The 17,049-nt window shown below is 72.5% G+C and carries 17 protein-coding genes and 1 tRNA gene; 13 read left to right on the top strand and 5 right to left on the bottom strand.

Annotated features, from left to right (window positions below; all coding sequences use genetic code 11):
- Window position 1 precedes the first annotated feature (1 nt).
- From ACYVF4_RS03065 to ACYVF4_RS03035, 7 genes are all read left to right on the top strand, one after another.
- Window positions 2–520: a DUF501 domain-containing protein gene (locus tag ACYVF4_RS03065; RefSeq protein WP_460719603.1), complete on the top strand. Its 519-nt coding sequence runs from the start codon at window positions 2–4 to the stop codon at window positions 518–520.
- On the top strand, window positions 517–1,791 hold the full coding sequence (locus tag ACYVF4_RS03060) for a S8 family peptidase (RefSeq protein ID WP_460719601.1): 1,275 nt from the start codon (window positions 517–519) through the stop codon (window positions 1,789–1,791). The genes ACYVF4_RS03065 and ACYVF4_RS03060 overlap by 4 nt, the downstream gene beginning before the upstream one ends.
- 32 nt (window positions 1,792–1,823) lie before the next feature.
- Window positions 1,824–3,254, top strand: a complete 1,431-nt coding sequence (locus ACYVF4_RS03055) for an NAD(P)/FAD-dependent oxidoreductase (protein WP_460720744.1) — start codon at window positions 1,824–1,826, stop codon at window positions 3,252–3,254.
- 27 nt (window positions 3,255–3,281) lie between these two features.
- Window positions 3,282–3,355 (top strand) — tRNA-Leu (locus tag ACYVF4_RS03050).
- Window positions 3,356–3,459: 104 nt separating this feature from the next.
- Entirely contained in the window at window positions 3,460–4,782 is a 1,323-nt protein-coding gene (locus ACYVF4_RS03045; RefSeq protein ID WP_460719599.1) for a D-arabinono-1,4-lactone oxidase, read from the top strand.
- Between the two features lie 86 nt (window positions 4,783–4,868).
- Window positions 4,869–5,435, top strand: coding sequence for a LemA family protein (locus ACYVF4_RS03040; RefSeq protein ID WP_460719597.1), 567 nt, complete (start codon window positions 4,869–4,871; stop codon window positions 5,433–5,435).
- A gap of 5 nt (window positions 5,436–5,440) precedes the next feature.
- On the top strand, window positions 5,441–6,550 hold the full coding sequence (locus ACYVF4_RS03035) for a DNA glycosylase AlkZ-like family protein (protein ID WP_460719595.1): 1,110 nt from the start codon (window positions 5,441–5,443) through the stop codon (window positions 6,548–6,550).
- A gap of 11 nt (window positions 6,551–6,561) precedes the next feature.
- Here ACYVF4_RS03035 and ACYVF4_RS03030 read toward each other — a convergent pair whose 3' ends face one another.
- Both ACYVF4_RS03030 and ACYVF4_RS03025 read right to left on the bottom strand, forming a co-directional pair.
- On the bottom strand, window positions 6,562–7,461 hold the full coding sequence (locus tag ACYVF4_RS03030) for a hypothetical protein (protein ID WP_460719593.1): 900 nt from the start codon (window positions 7,459–7,461) through the stop codon (window positions 6,562–6,564).
- A 32-nt stretch (window positions 7,462–7,493) separates the two neighbouring features.
- On the bottom strand, window positions 7,494–8,723 hold the full coding sequence (locus ACYVF4_RS03025; RefSeq protein ID WP_460719591.1) for a winged helix-turn-helix domain-containing protein: 1,230 nt from the start codon (window positions 8,721–8,723) through the stop codon (window positions 7,494–7,496).
- Between the two features lie 93 nt (window positions 8,724–8,816).
- Between ACYVF4_RS03025 and ACYVF4_RS03020 the strand changes: the two genes are divergently transcribed.
- Complete coding sequence (locus ACYVF4_RS03020; RefSeq protein ID WP_460719589.1) at window positions 8,817–10,010, top strand: AI-2E family transporter; 1,194 nt, start codon at window positions 8,817–8,819, stop codon at window positions 10,008–10,010.
- Complete coding sequence (gene ilvA, locus ACYVF4_RS03015; RefSeq protein ID WP_460719587.1) at window positions 10,007–11,263, top strand: threonine ammonia-lyase; 1,257 nt, start codon at window positions 10,007–10,009, stop codon at window positions 11,261–11,263. The genes ACYVF4_RS03020 and ilvA overlap by 4 nt, the downstream gene beginning before the upstream one ends.
- Window positions 11,264–11,266: 3 nt before the next feature.
- Here the strand turns inward: ilvA and greA are convergent, their stop codons facing one another.
- Window positions 11,267–11,758, bottom strand: a complete 492-nt coding sequence (greA, locus tag ACYVF4_RS03010) for a transcription elongation factor GreA (protein ID WP_460719586.1) — start codon at window positions 11,756–11,758, stop codon at window positions 11,267–11,269.
- Window positions 11,759–11,841: 83 nt separating this feature from the next.
- On the bottom strand, window positions 11,842–12,234 hold the full coding sequence (locus ACYVF4_RS03005; protein WP_460719584.1) for a DUF4307 domain-containing protein: 393 nt from the start codon (window positions 12,232–12,234) through the stop codon (window positions 11,842–11,844).
- Between the two features lie 92 nt (window positions 12,235–12,326).
- Between ACYVF4_RS03005 and ACYVF4_RS03000 the strand changes: the two genes are divergently transcribed.
- A complete protein-coding gene (locus tag ACYVF4_RS03000) occupies window positions 12,327–12,638 on the top strand; it encodes a hypothetical protein (protein ID WP_460719582.1) in 312 nt (103 codons plus the stop codon).
- Here the strand turns inward: ACYVF4_RS03000 and trhA are convergent.
- Window positions 12,623–13,348 carry a PAQR family membrane homeostasis protein TrhA gene (gene trhA, locus ACYVF4_RS02995; protein ID WP_460719580.1) on the bottom strand — a complete coding sequence of 242 codons (726 nt, stop codon included), beginning with the start codon at window positions 13,346–13,348 and terminating at the stop codon, window positions 12,623–12,625. The two genes, ACYVF4_RS03000 and trhA, sit on opposite strands and share 16 nt — an antisense overlap.
- A gap of 112 nt (window positions 13,349–13,460) precedes the next feature.
- Here trhA and ACYVF4_RS02990 point away from each other — a divergent pair, with 112 nt between their 5' ends.
- The 3 genes from ACYVF4_RS02990 to ACYVF4_RS02980 all read left to right on the top strand — a co-directional run bounded on the left by ACYVF4_RS02990 (window position 13,461) and on the right by ACYVF4_RS02980 (window position 16,961).
- Window positions 13,461–14,246, top strand: a complete 786-nt coding sequence (locus ACYVF4_RS02990; RefSeq protein ID WP_460719578.1) for an isoprenyl transferase — start codon at window positions 13,461–13,463, stop codon at window positions 14,244–14,246.
- 61 nt (window positions 14,247–14,307) lie between these two features.
- Window positions 14,308–15,420, top strand: coding sequence for an aminotransferase class V-fold PLP-dependent enzyme (locus ACYVF4_RS02985; RefSeq protein ID WP_460720742.1), 1,113 nt, complete (start codon window positions 14,308–14,310; stop codon window positions 15,418–15,420).
- Between the two features lie 188 nt (window positions 15,421–15,608).
- Window positions 15,609–16,961: a PhoH family protein gene (locus tag ACYVF4_RS02980; protein WP_460719576.1), complete on the top strand. Its 1,353-nt coding sequence runs from the start codon at window positions 15,609–15,611 to the stop codon at window positions 16,959–16,961.
- The last annotated feature ends 88 nt before the right edge of the window (window positions 16,962–17,049 follow it).

Below are 17,049 nucleotides of genomic sequence, written 5' to 3'. Positions count from 1 at the left end.
GGTGAGCACCCCGCCCTTCGACGCCGTGTCCGACGCCGATCTCGCCGTGCTGCGTCAGCAGCTCGGCCGCCCCGCGCGGGACGTGGTGGGTATCGCCGCCCGCTGCGTGTGCGGCAACCCGACGGTGGCCGCGACGGCTCCGCGCCTGGCGGACGGCACGCCGTTTCCCACCTTCTACTACCTGACCCATCCCGGTGCGACGGCGGCGATGTCCGCCCTCGAGGCCACGCAGGTGATGCGGGAGTTCACCGAGCTCCTCGAAGAGGACGCCGACATCGCGGCCGGCTACCGCACGGCGCACGAGGCCTACCTGGCCGACCGGGCCGGGTTCGGCGACGTCCCCGAGGTCGACGGCATCTCGGCGGGCGGGATGCCCACGCGCGTGAAGTGCCTGCACGCGCTCGCCGCGCACGCTCTGGCCGCCGGTCCCGGGGTGAACCCCATCGGCGATCTGGCCCTCGCGCGGGGGGCGTGGTCGCCCGAGCGCTGCACGTGCGCCGAGCCCGGGACGGCCGGATGAGGCTCGCGCCGGCGGTGGCGGCCGCGGTGGCCGTCGTCCTCGCCCTGGCGTCCCCGGCCGCCGCCGCGACGCCCGAGCCCGAGAAGGACGAGGATCCGGTCCGCGCTGCGGAGTACTGGCTCGAGGAGTACGGCATCGCCGACGCGTGGGAGGTCACCCGCGGCGCCGGCGTGCGCATCGCCGTGATCGACACCGGCATCGGCCGCGGGCCGGCCGAGTTCGACGGCGCGGTCGTCGGCGGCACGGACGTCTCGCAGGTCGGCTCGCCCGACGGCCGGATGCCGGTGGGCGCCGTCGACGCCAACCACGGCAGCTGGGTGGCCTCGCTCGCCGCGGGGCGGGGCACCGGACCCGGCGAGGGCATGATCGGCGTCGCGCCCCAAGCGGAGCTGCTGGCGGTGTCGGTGGGTTTCGGGACCGTCTCGCCGGTGCCGTTCTCGGAGCAGATCGCCGAGGCCATCATCTGGTCGGTCGACAACGGCGCCGATGTCATCAACCTGTCGCTGACGACCAACACCCCCGACTGGGACACCAGCTGGGACGAGGCGTTCACGTACGCGTTCGACAACGACGTCGTCGTCGTCGTCGCCGCCGGCAACCGGGGGAGCGGCACCACGCGCGTCGGCGCCCCCGCCACGATCCCGGGCGTGCTCACGGTCGCGGGCGTCGACCCGCAGCGGCGGGCGAGCATCGAGGCGTCCACCCAGGGGATCACGATCGGGGTCTCCGCGCCCAGCGAGGAGCTCGTGGGGGTGTCCGCCGACGGCCGGCTGGTGCGCTGGAACGGCACGAGCGGCGCAGCGCCCATCGTGGCCGGGGTGGCCGCCCTGGTGCGCGCGGCCCATCCGGAGCTGGACGCGGCGAACGTCATCAACCGCATCATCCGCACCGCCACCCCCGCACCGGCGCAGCGCGGCGTGCCCGACCCGCTGTACGGCTACGGGCTCGTGGATGCCGCTGCCGCCGTGGGAGACGCCGTGCCGCTCGTCTCGGCGAACCCCATGGGAAGCCTGTCGGACTGGATCCGCATCTACCGCCGGGCGCAGAGCGAACCGCAGCCGCAGCCCACCGTCCAGCCCGTCGAGGTCGAGCCCCTGCCCCCCGCGGACACCGTCGAGCGCGCGGCCTCGCCGCTGCTGCCCACGCAGGACACCCTGCTGTACGGCACCGTGCCGCTCGTGGTCGTCACGGTCACCGCTATACTGGTCGGGCTCGGCGTCACCGCTGCTGTCCGACGCATCCGATTGGCGTCCCGCACGCCGAGCCGCTGACACAGGAAGTATCTCCCCACGTGATGAACACCGTGCCCAGAATCCTCATCGTCGGTGGTGGCTATGCGGGCTTCTACACCGCATGGAAGCTCGAGAAGTCGCTGCGCAAGGGCGAAGCCGAGGTGACCGTCGTCGACCCGCTTCCGTACATGACCTACCAGCCGTTCCTCCCCGAGGTGGCCGCAGGCTCCATCGAGGCTCGCCACTCGGTCGTGGCGCTGCGTCGGCACCTGAAGCGGACCAACGTGATCGCCGCGAAGGTCACCGGCATCTCGCACGCCACCCGCACCGCGACCATCACGCCGACGGCGGGTGAGCCGTACACCCTCGAGTACGACCAGATCGTCGTGACCGCGGGTGCCGTCTCGCGCACCTTCCCGATCCCGGGCATCGCCGACAACGCCATCGGCCTGAAGACCATCGAAGAGGCCGTCGCGATCCGCGACCGCCTGATGTCGAACTTCGACAAGGCCTCGACGCTGCCGGCCGGGCCCGAGCGGGACCGCCTGCTGACCGTCGTCGTCGTCGGCGGCGGCTTCGCGGGCATCGAGGTCTTCGCCGAGCTGCGCTCGCTGGCCTCGTCGCTGCTGAAGTTCTACCCGCAGCTGCGCTTCGAGGACACCCACTTCCACCTCATCGAGGCGATGGGCCGCATCATGCCCGAAGTGTCCCTCAAGACCAGCGAGTGGGTGCTGAAGGACCTCGCCACGCGCGGCGCCAACGTGCACCTGGACACGCAGGTCACCGGGGCCGTCGACGGCGACGTCGAGCTGTCCACCGGTGAGACCATCCCGTCCGACCTCATCATCTGGACCGCGGGCGTCATGGCCAACCCCACCGTCGTGCGCGGCAGCGATCTGCCCGTCGAGGAGCGCGGCCGCATCCGCACGCGCGCCGACCTGCGGGTCGGCTCCGAGGACGAGGTCGTCGAGGGCGCGTGGGCGGCCGGCGACGTCTCGGCCGTTCCCGACCTGACCGGCGGCGGCGTCGGCGGGTACTGCGTCCCCAACGCCCAGCACGCCGTCCGCCAGGGCAAGCTGCTGGCCAAGAACATCATCGCCGTGCTGCGCGGCGAGCTCCCCAAGGACTACGTCCACGAGAACCTCGGCGCCGTCGCGGGCCTGGGTCTGTACAACGGCGTCTTCCAGTCCGGCAAGATCGCGCTGAAGGGCTTCATCGCCTGGCTCGCGCACCGCGGCTACCACGGTCTGGCGATGCCTACGTGGGAGCGCAAGTGGCGCGTGCTGTGGGGCTGGTGGCACAACGTGTGGCTCGGCCGTGACATCGTCAACCTCGAGACGGTTCAGAACCCGCGCTACGTCTTCGAGGAGTTCGCCGCACGCCCGCGGCCGGCCCAGCCCGCGGTCACGCCGCCGGCCGAGCCGCGCGAGCAGGGCAAGAAGGCCGACCAGCCCGAGAAGGTCGAGGCGGACAAGGCCAAGGCGGCTGCCGCCACTCGCTGACGGTAGCGTGGTGGGTCCGGGTACCGGGCCCCCGTAGCCCAACCGGCAGAGGCAGGCGGCTTAAACCCGCTCCAGTCCGGGTTCGAATCCCGGCGGGGGTACACCAGAGGGCGGTGTCTTCGGACGCCGCCCTCCGGCGTCCCCGGCGCGGGCCGGAGTACGCTGTGGGGCGGACCGACCGTCGACGAAGGGCCCGCCGCAGGACATGACCGCATCGCGTGGGCGTGGGCAGCCGTGGCGGAACTGGTCGGGTTCGCAGTCGGTCCTCCCGCGGCGCCGCGAGAGCCCCGGCACGGTCGAAGAGCTCCGCCGCATCGTCGCCGCCGCGTCCCGCGCCGGCCGCCGGGTGAAAGCCGTCGGCTCCGGCCACAGCCACTCCGGAATCGCCGTCGCACCCGACATCCTCGTGGACCTCGGGCGGCTCGTCGGCCTCGTGTCGGTGGACCGCGAGCGCTCTCGGGCGACCCTGCTCGCGGGAACGCCGCTGCACCTCGTCCCGGCGCTCCTGGCGCCCTTCGGCCTGGCCATGGAGAACCTCAGCGACATCGACGAGCAGACCGTCGCCGGCGCCGTCTCGACGGGGACCCACGGCACCGGCATCCGCTTCGGGTCCCTCGCCACGCAGGTCGCCGGGGTCGCCCTCGTCACCGCCGAGGGCGAGCTGCTGCGCGTCGACGACCAGACGCACGCCGACCTGCTGCCGGCCGTCGCGCTGAGCCTCGGGGCGCTGGGGGTGCTGGCCGAGGTGACCCTGCAGTGCGTGCCCGCGTTCGTGCTGCACTCCCTCGAGCTTCCCGAGCCGCTCGGGCAGGTCCGGTCGGCGCTCGCCGAGCGCGCCCGCGGTGCCGATCACTTCGAGTTCTTCTGGTTCCCGCACACCGACCGCGCGATGACGAAGACCCGCACGCGTCTTCCCGGCGACGCGCCACGGCATCCGCTCCCGCGGGCCGCCCGCTACCTCGACGACGTCCTCGTGGGGACCGTGCTGTACCGCGCCGCGTGCGAGGTGGCGGGGCGGATGCCGGCGGCAGCGCCGGTCATCGCCCGCACCGCGGTGAGGATCTGGGGGGACCGGGAGTTCACCGACGACTCCCCGCGGGTGTTCGCCTCGCATCGGGGCGTGAGGTTCAGCGAGATGGAGTACGCCCTGCCGGCCGACCGGGTCGGACCCGCCCTCGACGAGATCCGGGCGCTCATCTCCCGTCGGCGGTGGCGGATCTCGTTCCCCGTCGAGGTGCGCTTCGCCGCCGCCGACGACCGGTGGCTGTCGCCGGCGTTCGAGCGCGAGAGCGGCTACATCGCCGTGCACCGCTACGTCCGCGAGGATCCCACCGCGTATTTCGATGCCGTCGAAGAGGTGCTCCTCGCCCACGACGGCCGGCCCCATTGGGCCAAGCACCACGGTCTGGACGCCGCCGCGCTGCGGCCCCTGTACCCGCGCTTCGACGACTTCGCCGCCGTACGGGACCGGCTCGACCCGGGACGCGTGTTCGCCAACGCCCACCTCGAGCGCGTCCTCGGTGGGTAACGGCTGAGAGATCACGGACCGCTCCGTGCGCGCGAATCCCCGCGGCTAGGATGAGGTCGGGCCGAACGCGAACGGAGCACGTGGCAATGGAATGGCTGATCCCCGTCCTCATCGTGGTGGCGCTCGCCGTCATCGCCGGCATCTACCTGTGGGCGACGTACAACTCCCTGGTCCAGCTGAACGTGCGCGTCGACGAGGCGTGGAGTGACATCACCGTCCAGCTCAAGCGCCGGGCGGATCTGCTGCCGAACCTCATCGAGGCGGTCAAGGGCTACGCCGCGCACGAGAAGGCGGTCTTCGAGAACGTCACGCGGGCCCGCGCCGAGACGATCACCGCCGAGACGCCCGCCGCCGCGGGTGTCGCCGAGGGCCACATGCAGCGGGCGCTGAAGTCCCTGTTCGCGGTGGCCGAGGCCTACCCCCAGCTGCAGGCCAGCCAGAACTTCCTGCAGCTGCAGCAGTCGATCGTGGACACCGAGGACAAGATCCAGGCGTCGCGCCGGTTCTACAACGGCGGCGTTCGCGAGCTGAACACCAAGATCAAGGTGTTCCCCAACAACCTCTTCGCCCGCAACCTCGGCTTCCACGAGCGGGAGTTCTTCGAGGTCGTCGACGGCGCAGCGATCTCGGAGCCGCCCCGCGTGCAGTTCTGACCCGCGTGATCCGCCTGACAGCGCGCGACGCCCGCCGACTGGCGGTGACCGCGCAGCTGCTCACGGCCGATCGGCCCGGCGGGATCGTCGAGACGATCGACGCGCTCACGGTGGTCGACATCGAGCCGACGGCGGCCGTCGCCCCCAGTGCCGACCTCATCCTGTGGTCGCGCCTGGGCTGGCCGTATCAGCCCGCTGACCTGACGCGGCTCGTCGAGGGCGACCGCGCGGTGTTCGAGTGGGGCGGCTTCTACCGCCCCATGACGGATCTTCCCCTGCTGCGGCACGAGATGGCCCGGCGCCCGCAGTCGGAGCAGGCCCGCCGCTGGCTCGCCGCGAACGACCGCTTCCGCGCGGACGTCCTGGCGCGGCTCCGCGCCGAGGGTCCGCTGCGGGCAGCCGAGATCCCCGACACCTCGCAGGTGGCGTGGCGCTCGACGGGCTGGACGAACGAGCGCAACGTCCTGCAGCTGCTCGAGATCCTCGTCATGACCGGAGAGGTCGCGGTGTCCTCGCGGGACGCGAAGGGCCGCGTGTTCGACGTCGCGGAGCGCGTCTACCCGGCGGACCTGGCCGAGGTGTCCGAGGCGGACGCCGCGAGGGAGCTCGCCGAGCGCCGGCTCGCGGCGGCGGGCATCGCCCGCGAGAAGGCGGCGGCCCAGCCGGTCGAACCGCTCGGGGTGGGTGCGGTCGGCGAGCAGGCCGTCGTCGAAGGGGTCGACGGAGTGTGGCGGGTGGATGCCGGCGCCCTGGCGGCGCTCGACGCGTTCCGGCCCCGGACGGCACTGCTCTCGCCCTTCGACCGGCTGGTGTTCGACCGCGATCGGCTGCAGCGGATCTTCGGCTTCGAGTACGTGCTCGAGATGTACAAGCCGGCGGCGTCGCGGCGCTGGGGCTACTTCGCGCTGCCGATCCTGCACGGCGACCGGTTCATCGGCAAGCTCGACGCCCGCGCCGACCGGAAGGCCGGAGTCCTGCGGGTCGCCGCCATCCACGAGGACGTGCCGTTCGACGCCGCCGTCCGCCGGGCCGTCGCCGCCGAGATCGGCGAGCTCGCCGCATGGCTGGGGCTGGAGCTGCAGGCCCCGCCCGGGTGGTCCGGCGACGGGGAGTGACGCCGGCGGCGTCACCGCACCGCGAGCGCCATCTCGTCGCCGCGGACGGCGACCGAACCCCGCAGCGTCCAGTCGTCGGTGCGGTAGGTGACCGAGGCAGGCTCTCCCGCGCCGGTGATGCCGGTCGCGGTCGCCACGATCACGCCGCCGCGCGCGGCGAACGACGCGCCGTCCTCCGAGATCTGCAGGCGGGGATGCCGTTCGATGCGGAACGCGATCGACTCCAGGGTGTCGAGGTCCGCCGCCCACGGGATCAGCAGGCCGCACTGCGGCGGCACGCGATCGGCGGGCGAGGCGCACGCGCCGGCATAGGCGTCCAGCTGCTCCTGCGCGAGCGTCAGAGCCCGCGGGGCGAAAGAGGCGTCCACCGCCACGTCGGCGGTGTCGCCGGGGGACAGCTCCGCGCGGACCTCGCCCACGAGCACGTCGGGTGCGGCGGCGCGGACGACGTACCCGCCCGGCAGCAGCGGGGTCGCGCTGCCGGCCGCGAGCCGCTCCGCGCCGATCCGCACGCTGTCGCCGAGGTCGACCGTCGCCCTCACCGAGGCGAGGGATCCGGCGGACACCTGCCACCCGGCGTCCGCGCGGACGAGATCCAGGATGCCGTCCCCGCCGGGTCCGGAGTACTCGGCGCGGCCGCGGTCGCCGTCCAGGTCGACCTCGCCCACGCGCGCCGGTCCGGGCATCGGCCGGGCGCCGTCGTGACGGGCGACGAGGCGATCGCGGTCCTCGTCCCCGACCGCCACGAGCCGGGCTGCCGCGGCGGGGTCGCCCGCCGTCAGGGCGTCGAGGTAGGACTGCGCGACATTCTCCGCGTCCGGCCGGGCGGTGGCCACGACGACCGCCGCGATGCCGGCGACGGCGAGCACCACCGCGACGACGGCGGCGATCAGGCGGGTGCGAGGTCTCACCCGTCCACGGTAGTCGCCTCGTGGCGGCCCGCTCAGGGGAGGACGTCGGCCAGGTCGTCGGCGGCGTTCCCGCGGCGCCCGACCGAGATGCGTTCGAGCCCCTGCCACGCCGCCGCGAGCCGCAGCTCGTCGGCCAGGCGTGCACTCGCGTCGGCCGGACGACCGTGCTCCCACCACGCCGACTGGACAAGGAGCGTGCCGGCCGCGCGGTCGGCCTTGAGGTCGACGCGGCCGACGAGGTCGTCGCCGATCAGCACCGGCAGGGAGTAGTAGCCGAACCGCCGCTGGGCGGCGGGGGTGTAGATCTCGATGCGGTACTCGAAGTCGAACAGGCGTTCGGCGCGGTCGCGGAACCACACCACCGGGTCGAACGGGGTGAGGATCGCCTGCGCGTCCAGGCGGCGGGGGATCACGGCATCCCGGTGCAGGTAGGCCCGCAGCGGCCGGCCCGCGCGCGCCCACCCCTGCACCGCGACCGGCAGCAGCTCGCCCGCGTCGACGAGATCCCGAAGCGCCGCCCGCACCGCGCCGCGGTCCTTCAGCCGCCAGTAGTCGGCCAGGTCCGATTCGGTCGCCACCCCGTACGCCCGCGACGCCCGGGCAACGAGTTCGCGGATCGCGTCCTCTCGCGGGATGCTCCGGGCGAGCGCGGCGGCGGGGATGACGTCCTGGGCGAGCGCGTACCGGCGCTCGAACCCGCGTCGGCCGTCGATCGCGACCTCGCCGAAGAGCCACAGGTACTCCAGGGCGTTCTTGACGTCGTCCCAGTCCCACCACGGTCCGCGTCCGGCGCGAGGTGCGGCCTGCTCGAACTCCGACGGGCGCAGCGGCCCGCGCTCGGCGAGCTCGGCCGTGACCGCCTCGACCGTCGCCGAATGCGTCTGGAACCACCCGTCGGGCGCCGTGCCGTAGCGCGCGCGGTTGTCGGCCATGCGGAACCGGAAGAGCGGCCAGTCCGCGGCCGGGATGAACGCCGCCACGTGGGCCCAGTACTCGACGTACGGGGGGCGTCGGGTGAACAGCAGGCGATCCAGCAGTGCGGTGTCGTACGCGCCGAGCCTCGAGAACAGCGGCAGGTAGTGCGACCGCGCGAAGACGTTGACCGAGTCGATCTGCAGCGTCGCCATGCGCGCGAGGGCGCCGTTCAGCTGCCGCGTGCCGGCGACGGCGGGTCGCGGCCGCGCGAACCCCTGCGCGGCCAGGGCCGTGCGGCGGGCCTCGGCGGCGCTCAGTGTCGGCGTCCCGTCGGCGGCGATCCTCACCCGCGACAGCCTAACGACCCGCGCCGACATCGCGCCGCGGCGGGGCCCCGGGCTCATGAACGACGCGGAATGACCCGCGCTTAGACTTGCGGGATGAGCGGCACCGACGACAAGCCTCGCGGATCGCTGCTCGACGCGCTCCGGGATCGCAGCCGCGTCGTCACCTCCGAGATCGGCGCCACCGTCCCCCGGGGGCTGCGGATCGCGACGGCCTACTCGTGGCGACTGCTGGTGGTCGCGGCGGCCGCGGCGGTGGCCATCTGGCTCATCATCCAGCTGAAGCTGCTGGTGATCCCGCTCCTGGTCGCCATCCTGGTCACGGCGCTGCTGTGGCCGGGCTTCGAGTGGATGCTGCGCAAACGGGTCCCGCGATGGATCGCGATCGTCGTGGCGGTGCTCGCGACCCTCGCCGTCGTCACGGGACTGCTGTGGCTCGTGGTGTGGCAGATCACCCGCCAGTGGGCGTCGGTGACCGATCGCACCGTGGAGGCCGTGGGGGAGTTCCGCGACTACCTCATCCAAGGCCCCCTGCACCTCACGGCGGCGCAGATCGACGACCTGCTGAGCCAGGCGTGGGAGCTCATCCGGCAGCAGGCCGAGTTGCTGCTGTCGGGCGCGCTCGCGATCGGCACGACGATCGGCCACGTCGCCACGGGCGCCCTGCTGGCGCTGTTCATCCTGCTGACGCTCCTCGCCGACGGTGCGGGCATCTGGCGGTGGACGATGCGGCTCTTCCCGCGGACCGCCCGGCCGTCCCTCGACCGCGCCGCGCGGGCAGGGTGGGGGACCGTGGTCAACTACGCCCGGACGCAGCTGCTGGTGGCGACCATCGACGCCGTCGGCATCGGCCTGGGCGCCTTCCTGCTGGGCGTGCCGCTGGCCATCCCGGTCGCCGTCCTGGTCTTCCTCGGCGCTTTCATCCCCATCGTCGGTGCGGTGGTGACCGGCGCCATCGCCGTCTTCCTCGCGCTGGTCTACAACGGGCCCTGGATCGCCCTGTGGATGCTCGTGGTGGTCCTCGGGGTGCAGCAGCTCGAAGGTCACGTGCTGCAGCCGATCCTCATGGGGTCCGCGGTGAAGGTGCACCCCCTCGCGGTCGTGCTGGTGGTCGCCGGCGGCGCGCTCATCGCCGGCATCCCCGGTGCCCTGTTCGCCGTGCCCCTCGCCGCCTTCGTCAACGTCTTCGCCGTCAGCCTCGGCGACACCTCGTCCCGCAGCGGCGCGCCGCCGCCCACCGGCGACTACATCTGGTCGACCGTCCCGCGCCCCAGGAGAACACCCGCGTGAGCACCGATACGTCACCCGTGGCCTCGTCGGCCATCCCGAGTCTCGCCGACGTCGAGGACGCCGCCCGGACGCTGGCGGGCGTGATCGCCGCGACCCCGCTCGACCGGTCGCAGTACCTCTCGGACGTGCTGGGCGCCCCCGTGCACCTCAAGCTCGAGAACCTGCAGCGCACCGGATCGTTCAAGATCCGCGGCGCCACCTACCGGCTCTCGCGCCTCACCGCGGAAGAGCGTGCGCGCGGCGTGGTCGCCGCCTCGGCGGGCAATCACGCCCAGGGTGTCGCGCTGGCGGCCAAGGCCCTCGGCATCCGTGCGACGATCTTCATGCCCCTCGGGGTGCCGGTGCCCAAGCTCCTGGCCACCCGCGGCTACGGCGCCGACGTCGTGCTCGAGGGTGCGACCGTCGAGACGCCGCTGCGGCTGGCCGCGGAGTTCGCCGAACGCACCGGCGCGGTGTTCATCCACCCCTTCGACCACCCCGACATCATCGCCGGGCAGGGCACGCTGGGGCTCGAGATCATGGACGAGCTGCCCGAGGCCGACACGATCGTGCTCGGCATCGGCGGCGGCGGCCTGATCGCCGGCGTCGCGGCCGCCGCCAAAGCGCGTGCGCGCGAGCAGGGCCGCGAGGTGCGCATCATCGGCGTCCAGGCCGAGAATGCCGCCGCCTATCCGTCCTCGCTCGAGGCGGGCACGCCCCGCGAGGTCGAGACGCGGCCGACCATCGCCGACGGCATCGCCGTGGCGCGGCCGGGCGACCTGCCGTTCGAGATCATCCGTGATCTCGTCGACGAGGTCGTCACCGTCTCGGACGACGACATCGCCCGCGCGCTGCTGGTGTTGCTGGAGCGGGCCAAGCAGGTCGTCGAGCCGGCGGGGGCCGTGGGTGTCGCGGCGATCCTGGCCGGCAAGATCACCGCGACCGGCCCCACCGTCGCCGTGCTCTCGGGCGGCAACATCGACCCCCTCCTGCTGCAGCGTGTCGTCGCGCACGGGCTCGCGGCATCCGGGCGCTACATGACGCTGCAGATCCCGCTGCCGGACCGTCCCGGGCAGCTGGCCCGGGTGTCCGAGCTGCTGGCGCACGCGGGTGCGAACGTCATCGAGGTCCTGCACACCCGCCACGGACAGGGCCTGCAGATCAGCGAGGTCATCCTGCAGCTGAGCGTCGAGACGCGCGGCGAGGAGCACCGCGCCCACGTCATCGCCGTGCTCGAAGAGGCCGGGTACACCCCGACCGTCGTGCCGGACTAGCTGCTACTGGCCGGCGTAGGTCTCGACCTTGACGATCTCGACCGAGATCTCGCGGCCGTTGGGGGCGGTGTACGACGTCTTGTCGCCCTCTTTGCGGCCCAGGATCGCCACGCCCAGCGGCGATGCCTCGCTGTAGACGTCGAGCTCGCTGTTGGCCGCGATCTCGCGGTTGCCCAGAAGGAAGACCTCTTCGCCGCCGGCGATGACCGCCGTCACGACGGTCCCGGGCTCGACGGTGCCGGTGCTCTCGGGCGCGTCGCCCACCTTCGCCGACTTCAGCAGCGCCTGGAGCGTGCGGATGCGCGCCTCCTGCTTGCCCTGCTCGTCCTTGGCTGCGTGGTAGCCGCCGTTCTCTTTGAGGTCGCCCTCTTCGCGCGCCGCCTCGATGCGCTTGGCGATCTCTTCGCGGCCGGTGGTGGAGAGGTGCTCGAGCTCCGCGGCGAGACGGTCGTATGCGTCCTGCGTGAGGAAGGTCACCTGGGCATCGTTGGACACGTCTGACTCCTTCGGTAGGGGGTCCGGATGTTCGAAACGCCCCGGCGTCGGCCGGGGCGTCACGGGAATTCTTTCGGAACAGCCTACGTCACCCAGCAGGACGCGGCCAAACCGGTCGTGGCCTCGGCCGTGGTGGGGATGCGCTCCCGGAAGGCCCGCGCGGGGGCGTCATCGGCCGGGTACTCCACGACCCGCCAGCCCACGACGCCGTGCTCGGTGTCCTGCGCCTCGAGGGCGCACGCGATCGACCTGCCGCGCGGACCCGAGAACTGGAATCGCAGCTCCACCGAGTGCTCGTCGATCACCTCGAAGCCGGTGGTGTCGACGTCCACGGTGTCGAACGACGCCGAGACGATGGACCAGCCCACGACCCCCACGACCGCGGCCCCCACCGCGATGGCCGCCCCCTGGAGCCAGCGCGTGCGCCGCGAGCGGACACGGCCGTAGCGCTCGTCGAGCATCTGGGCGGTGGTCATCGGGCGGGTCTGGTCCAAGGCTTCATCCGTCGTGGGCGCTCGGTGTCGAACATTAGGCTGGAGCTCCAGGCTACGCTCTGCGAGGATCCCCGATGCATCACGCTGTCTCTGTTGTCGCCGCCGCGGCGACGCCCACGCCGACCCCGACGGTCGATCCCGACCTCGTCACTCCGGGGGTGTGGGGATTCGCCGCGATCGTCTTCGTCGCCCTCGCCGTCGTGCTGCTGGTCGCCGACATGCTCCGCCGGATCCGTCGCGGGCGCGTGCGCGCCGACCTCGCCGAGGAGCTCGATGCCGAGCAGCGCGCCGCCGAGGAGCGCTCCGCCGCGGAGGACGCGGCATCCGGGAAGGACGCGTCCGCACCCGAGGACGACGCCGGCGGCCGGCCTCAGCCGCCGTTGTAGGCGGGTTCGATCGCGATGAGCAGGCACGCCGTCCAGTGGCACAGGAACGCCAGGACCGTGCACACGTGGAAGATCTCGTGGAAGCCGAAATGGCCCGGCCACGGGTTCGGCCGCTTCATCGCGTAGACGACCGCGCCGGCGGTGTACAGCAGGCCGCCCACGCACACCAGCACCATCATCGCCACGTTGGCCTGCAGCAGGTCCACCAGGTACATCACCGCGGCCCAGCCCAGCAGCAGGTACAGCGCGACGTACAGCCAACGGGGCGCGTGGATCCAGAACACGCGGAAGAGGATGCCGAGGACCGCACCGCCCCAGACGAGGGCGAGCAGCAGCATCCCCTTCTCGCTCGGCAGGGCGAGCACCGCGATCGGCGTGTACGTCCCCGCGATCAGCAGCAGGATGTTCGCGTGGTCGATCCGCTTCAGGATCGTCTTGACCCGCGGGCTCCAGTCGAAGCGGTGGTACAGGGCGGAGTTGCCGAACAGCAGCAGTGAGGTGGCCATGAACACCGCCGACGCGGTCTTGGCGGCGGCGCCGTCGGCGAGCACCATCAGCACGATGCCCGCGGCGATGGCCACGGGGAAGGTCGCCGCGTGGATCCAGCCGCGCCAGGTGGGACGGATGTCGACGGCTGCGTCCACGTCCGCGGCCTGCATGAGCGGCAGGCTCGGCACGTCGGGGGAGGAGTGCGCGCGGCGTCGGGTCATCCTCACAGCGTAGATCCCGCCGCATGCCCCCGCGCGCACATACCGAGTTCCAGCGGACCTGGGACTGAGTATCACGTGTGGCGTCGCGCGGCGGGACCGGTAGCGTAAGCGTGTGGTGCACGCGTCGTCGAACGAGGGCAAGGGGCCTCTCTACCGCCTGTACATCAACCGGCTCCGCCGGCGCCTGCGGCCCGAGGACGTGCCTCATCACGTCGCGATGATGATCGACGGCAACCGGCGGTGGGCCCGCCAGCTGGGGTACGACTCCGCCGCGCACGGTCACCGCGCCGGCGCCGCCAAGATGAGGGAGTTCCTGCGCTGGTGCGACGACATCGGCGTGCAGGTCGTGTCGCTCTACCTGCTGTCGACCGACAACGTCCGCAAGCGGGATTCGCGGGAGCTCGCCGACCTCATCGAGATCATCGCCGAGCTCGCCGACGAGCTCTCCCACGAGCGGGACTGGCGCGTGAAGCACGTCGGCCGCGCGGACCTCCTGCCCGAGAAGCTCGCCCGCGTCCTCGCCGAGGCCGAGGAGCGCACCGCTTCGCACACCGGGCTGCACGTGAACCTCGCCGTCGGCTACGGCGGCCGCAGCGAGATCGTCGACGCGGTGCGCAGCATCATCTCCCAGCACGGCGGGCTGGGCGGCTCCCTCGAGGAGCTGGCGGCCGACCTGACCCCGGAGCAGATCGGGGAGCACCTGTACACCGGCGGACAGCCCGATCCCGACCTCGTCATCCGCACGTCGGGCGAGCAGCGGCTCAGCGACTTCCTGCTGTGGCAGAGCGCGCACTCGGAGTTCTACTTCGTCGAAGCTCTCGGGCCCGACCTCCGCGAGGTCGACTTCCTGCGGGCGATGCGCGACTACGCCTCGCGCGACCGCCGCTACGGCAGCTGACGATCCCCGGCGGCCCGAGCCCGCGGCGCGCCGCTTCTGCCAGAATGTGACGGTGGCGGATATGGAGTCCCTGGTCGCCTCGTTCGACGCGGAGCCGGGGTATCTGGACTGGGCGGCCTTCGGCCCGCTGTCGCCGAGCGTGCGCGCCGAGGCCGGCGCGGACACCGAGCTGCTTGGGTCCGGCCGGCGCTCGAGCATCGACCTCGTCGGCTCGCACATCGAGCGGGCCCGCGAGCTGGTGGCGGGACTTGTGGGCGCACCGGCCGACCAGGTCGTGCTGCAGCCGTCCACGACCCACGGCCTCATGCAGGCGCTCTACGGCATGGCCGGGGGACTGCTGGTCTCGCGCGGCGAGTTCCCCAGCCTCACCGTGACCGCCGCCCGCGCCGCCGACGCGCTCGGTTCGATGCAGGTGCAGTGGATGGAGCCCTCGGACGGCATGGTGACGCCGGACCTCGTCCGCGAGCACCTCACCGAGGACACCCGGGCCGTGGCGGTCAGCCTCGTGGACTTCAGGACCGGCTATCGCGCCGACCTCACCGCCCTGCGCGAGGTCATCGGCGACCGGCTGCTGATCGTCGACGCGATCCAGGGCTTCGGCGTGGTCGACGCCGACTACGCCGCCGCCGACGTCGTCTGCGGCAACGGCTACAAGTGGCTGCGCGCCGGCCGCGGCACCGGTTTCGCGTGGTTCGGCGAGCGGGCGCTGGAGCGCCTCGCCCCCGTCCTGTCGGGTTTCGCGGGCGCCGACGGCGACCTGCCGGTGGACGTCGTGCCGCTGCCGTCGCCCTCGGCGCGGGCGTTCACGGTGTCGTGGCCGGACGCCCTCGCGGCGGCGCGCCTGGCCACCGCCCTCGAAGAGATCTCGGCCGTCGGCGTGCCCGTCGTCGAGGCCGAGCTGGCCGCCCGGACGCAGGACGTCGTCTTCATCGCCGACCGCTACGGCGTCCCCGTGCTCACCCCGCGCGACCCCGCCCGGCGCGCCGGGATCATCACCCTCGCGCCCGCGCCGCAGGATGCCGCGCCGCTGGCAGCCTCGCTGGCCAACCACGGGCTGACCGTCACCGCGCGCTCCGGGCTCATCCGCGTCTCGCCGCACGTGGGCACCGGAGCCGACACGATCCGCCTGCTCGGCGACGCCGTCGCCGAGTTCTCCGCCGCGCGCGTGTGGTGATGCTGCGCTGATGTTCACAAGGGCGTAACCGACTCGCCGCGTGTCGGAATCCCGCGCCCCGTGCCTGCGGTCGTACGTTTCTCCCAACGGGCACGGAGCCCGTTCGAGTCGGCCTCACGGATCGCGACTCGTGACCCTGGTCGACTCGTGATTTGCCGGGTGAACCACCCGGGGGCGGGGAGTGGGTCATGACCACACGAGCATCACACGATCAGCGCATCGTCGAGGTCGAGGGGGATGACCTCGACACCGATCTGCGCACGTACGTTCTGGACACCTCTGTGCTGCTGAGCGATCCGCGGGCGTTCTTCCGCTTCGCCGAGCACAGCATCGTCATCCCCGTGGTGGTGATCACCGAGCTCGAGAAGAAGCGTCACGACCCCGAGATCGGCTACTTCGCCCGCCAGGCCCTGCGACACCTCGACGAGATGCGGGTGGAGCACGGCCGGCTCGACTTCCCGGTGCCCGTGGGCACCGAGGGCACCCTCCGCGTCGAACTGTCCAACACCGACCCGTCCGTGCTCCCCGAGGGGATGCGCCTGGGCGACAACGACACCCGCATCCTCGCCGTCGCGATGCACCTGGCCCAGGAGGGCCAGGACGTCACGGTGGTCTCGAAGGACCTGCCGATGCGCGTCAAGGCGGCCTCCATCGGCCTCAGCGCCGAGGAGTACCTCGCCGAGCAGGCGATCGACTCGGGATGGACGGGCATCGCTGCCATCGACCTCTCGGGGGACGACATCAGCGACCTGTACGAGACCGAGGTGGGGGTCAGCGACGAGGTGGTCGGCCTGCCGGTGAACACGGGCCTGATCATCCACTCCGAGCGCGGCTCGGCGCTGGGGCGCGTGACCGGCGACGGCGGCTACCGCCTGGTGCGGGGCGACCGCGAGGTCTTCGGCCTGCACGGGCGCTCGGCCGAGCAGCGGATCGCGATCGATCTGCTCCTGGACCCCGAGGTCGGCATCGTGTCGCTCGGCGGCCGCGCCGGCACCGGCAAGTCGGCGCTCGCGCTGTGCGCGGGTCTCGAGGCGGTGCTCGAGCGCCAGCAGCAGAAGAAGATCATCGTCTTCCGGCCGCTGTTCGCGGTCGGCGGTCAGGAGCTCGGCTACCTGCCCGGCGACCAGGCCGAGAAGATGAACCCGTGGGGCCAGGCGGTGTTCGACACGCTCGGCTCCGTCGTCAGCGGCAACGTGCTGGAAGAGGTGGTGGCCAGGGGGATGCTGGAGGTCATGCCGCTCACCCACATCCGCGGGCGTTCGCTGCACGACGCCTTCGTCATCGTCGACGAGGCGCAGTCGCTCGAGCGCAACGTGCTGCTGACGGTGCTCAGCCGCATGGGGCAGAACTCCCGCGTGGTGCTCACCCACGACGTCGGTCAGCGGGACAACCTGCGGGTCGGCCGCCACGACGGCGTCGCCTCGGTGATCGAGACGCTCAAGGGCCACGGGCTGTTCGGCCACGTCACGCTCACCCGCTCGGAGCGCTCGGCCATCGCCGCCCTGGTGACCGATCTGCTGGAGGCCGGCGAGCTGGCCTGATCTGCCGTCACGACTGCGGGGATGAGAAGAGTCTCATCCCCGCAGTCGTGCGCCGGTGCGGTGATTCTGGGACCATAGGTGTCGCGCC

This window comes from Microbacterium aureliae, from assembly GCF_054780155.1.
Note: the sequence above shows the minus strand (reverse complement) of the source record. Positions and strands in the feature narration are given on the sequence as shown.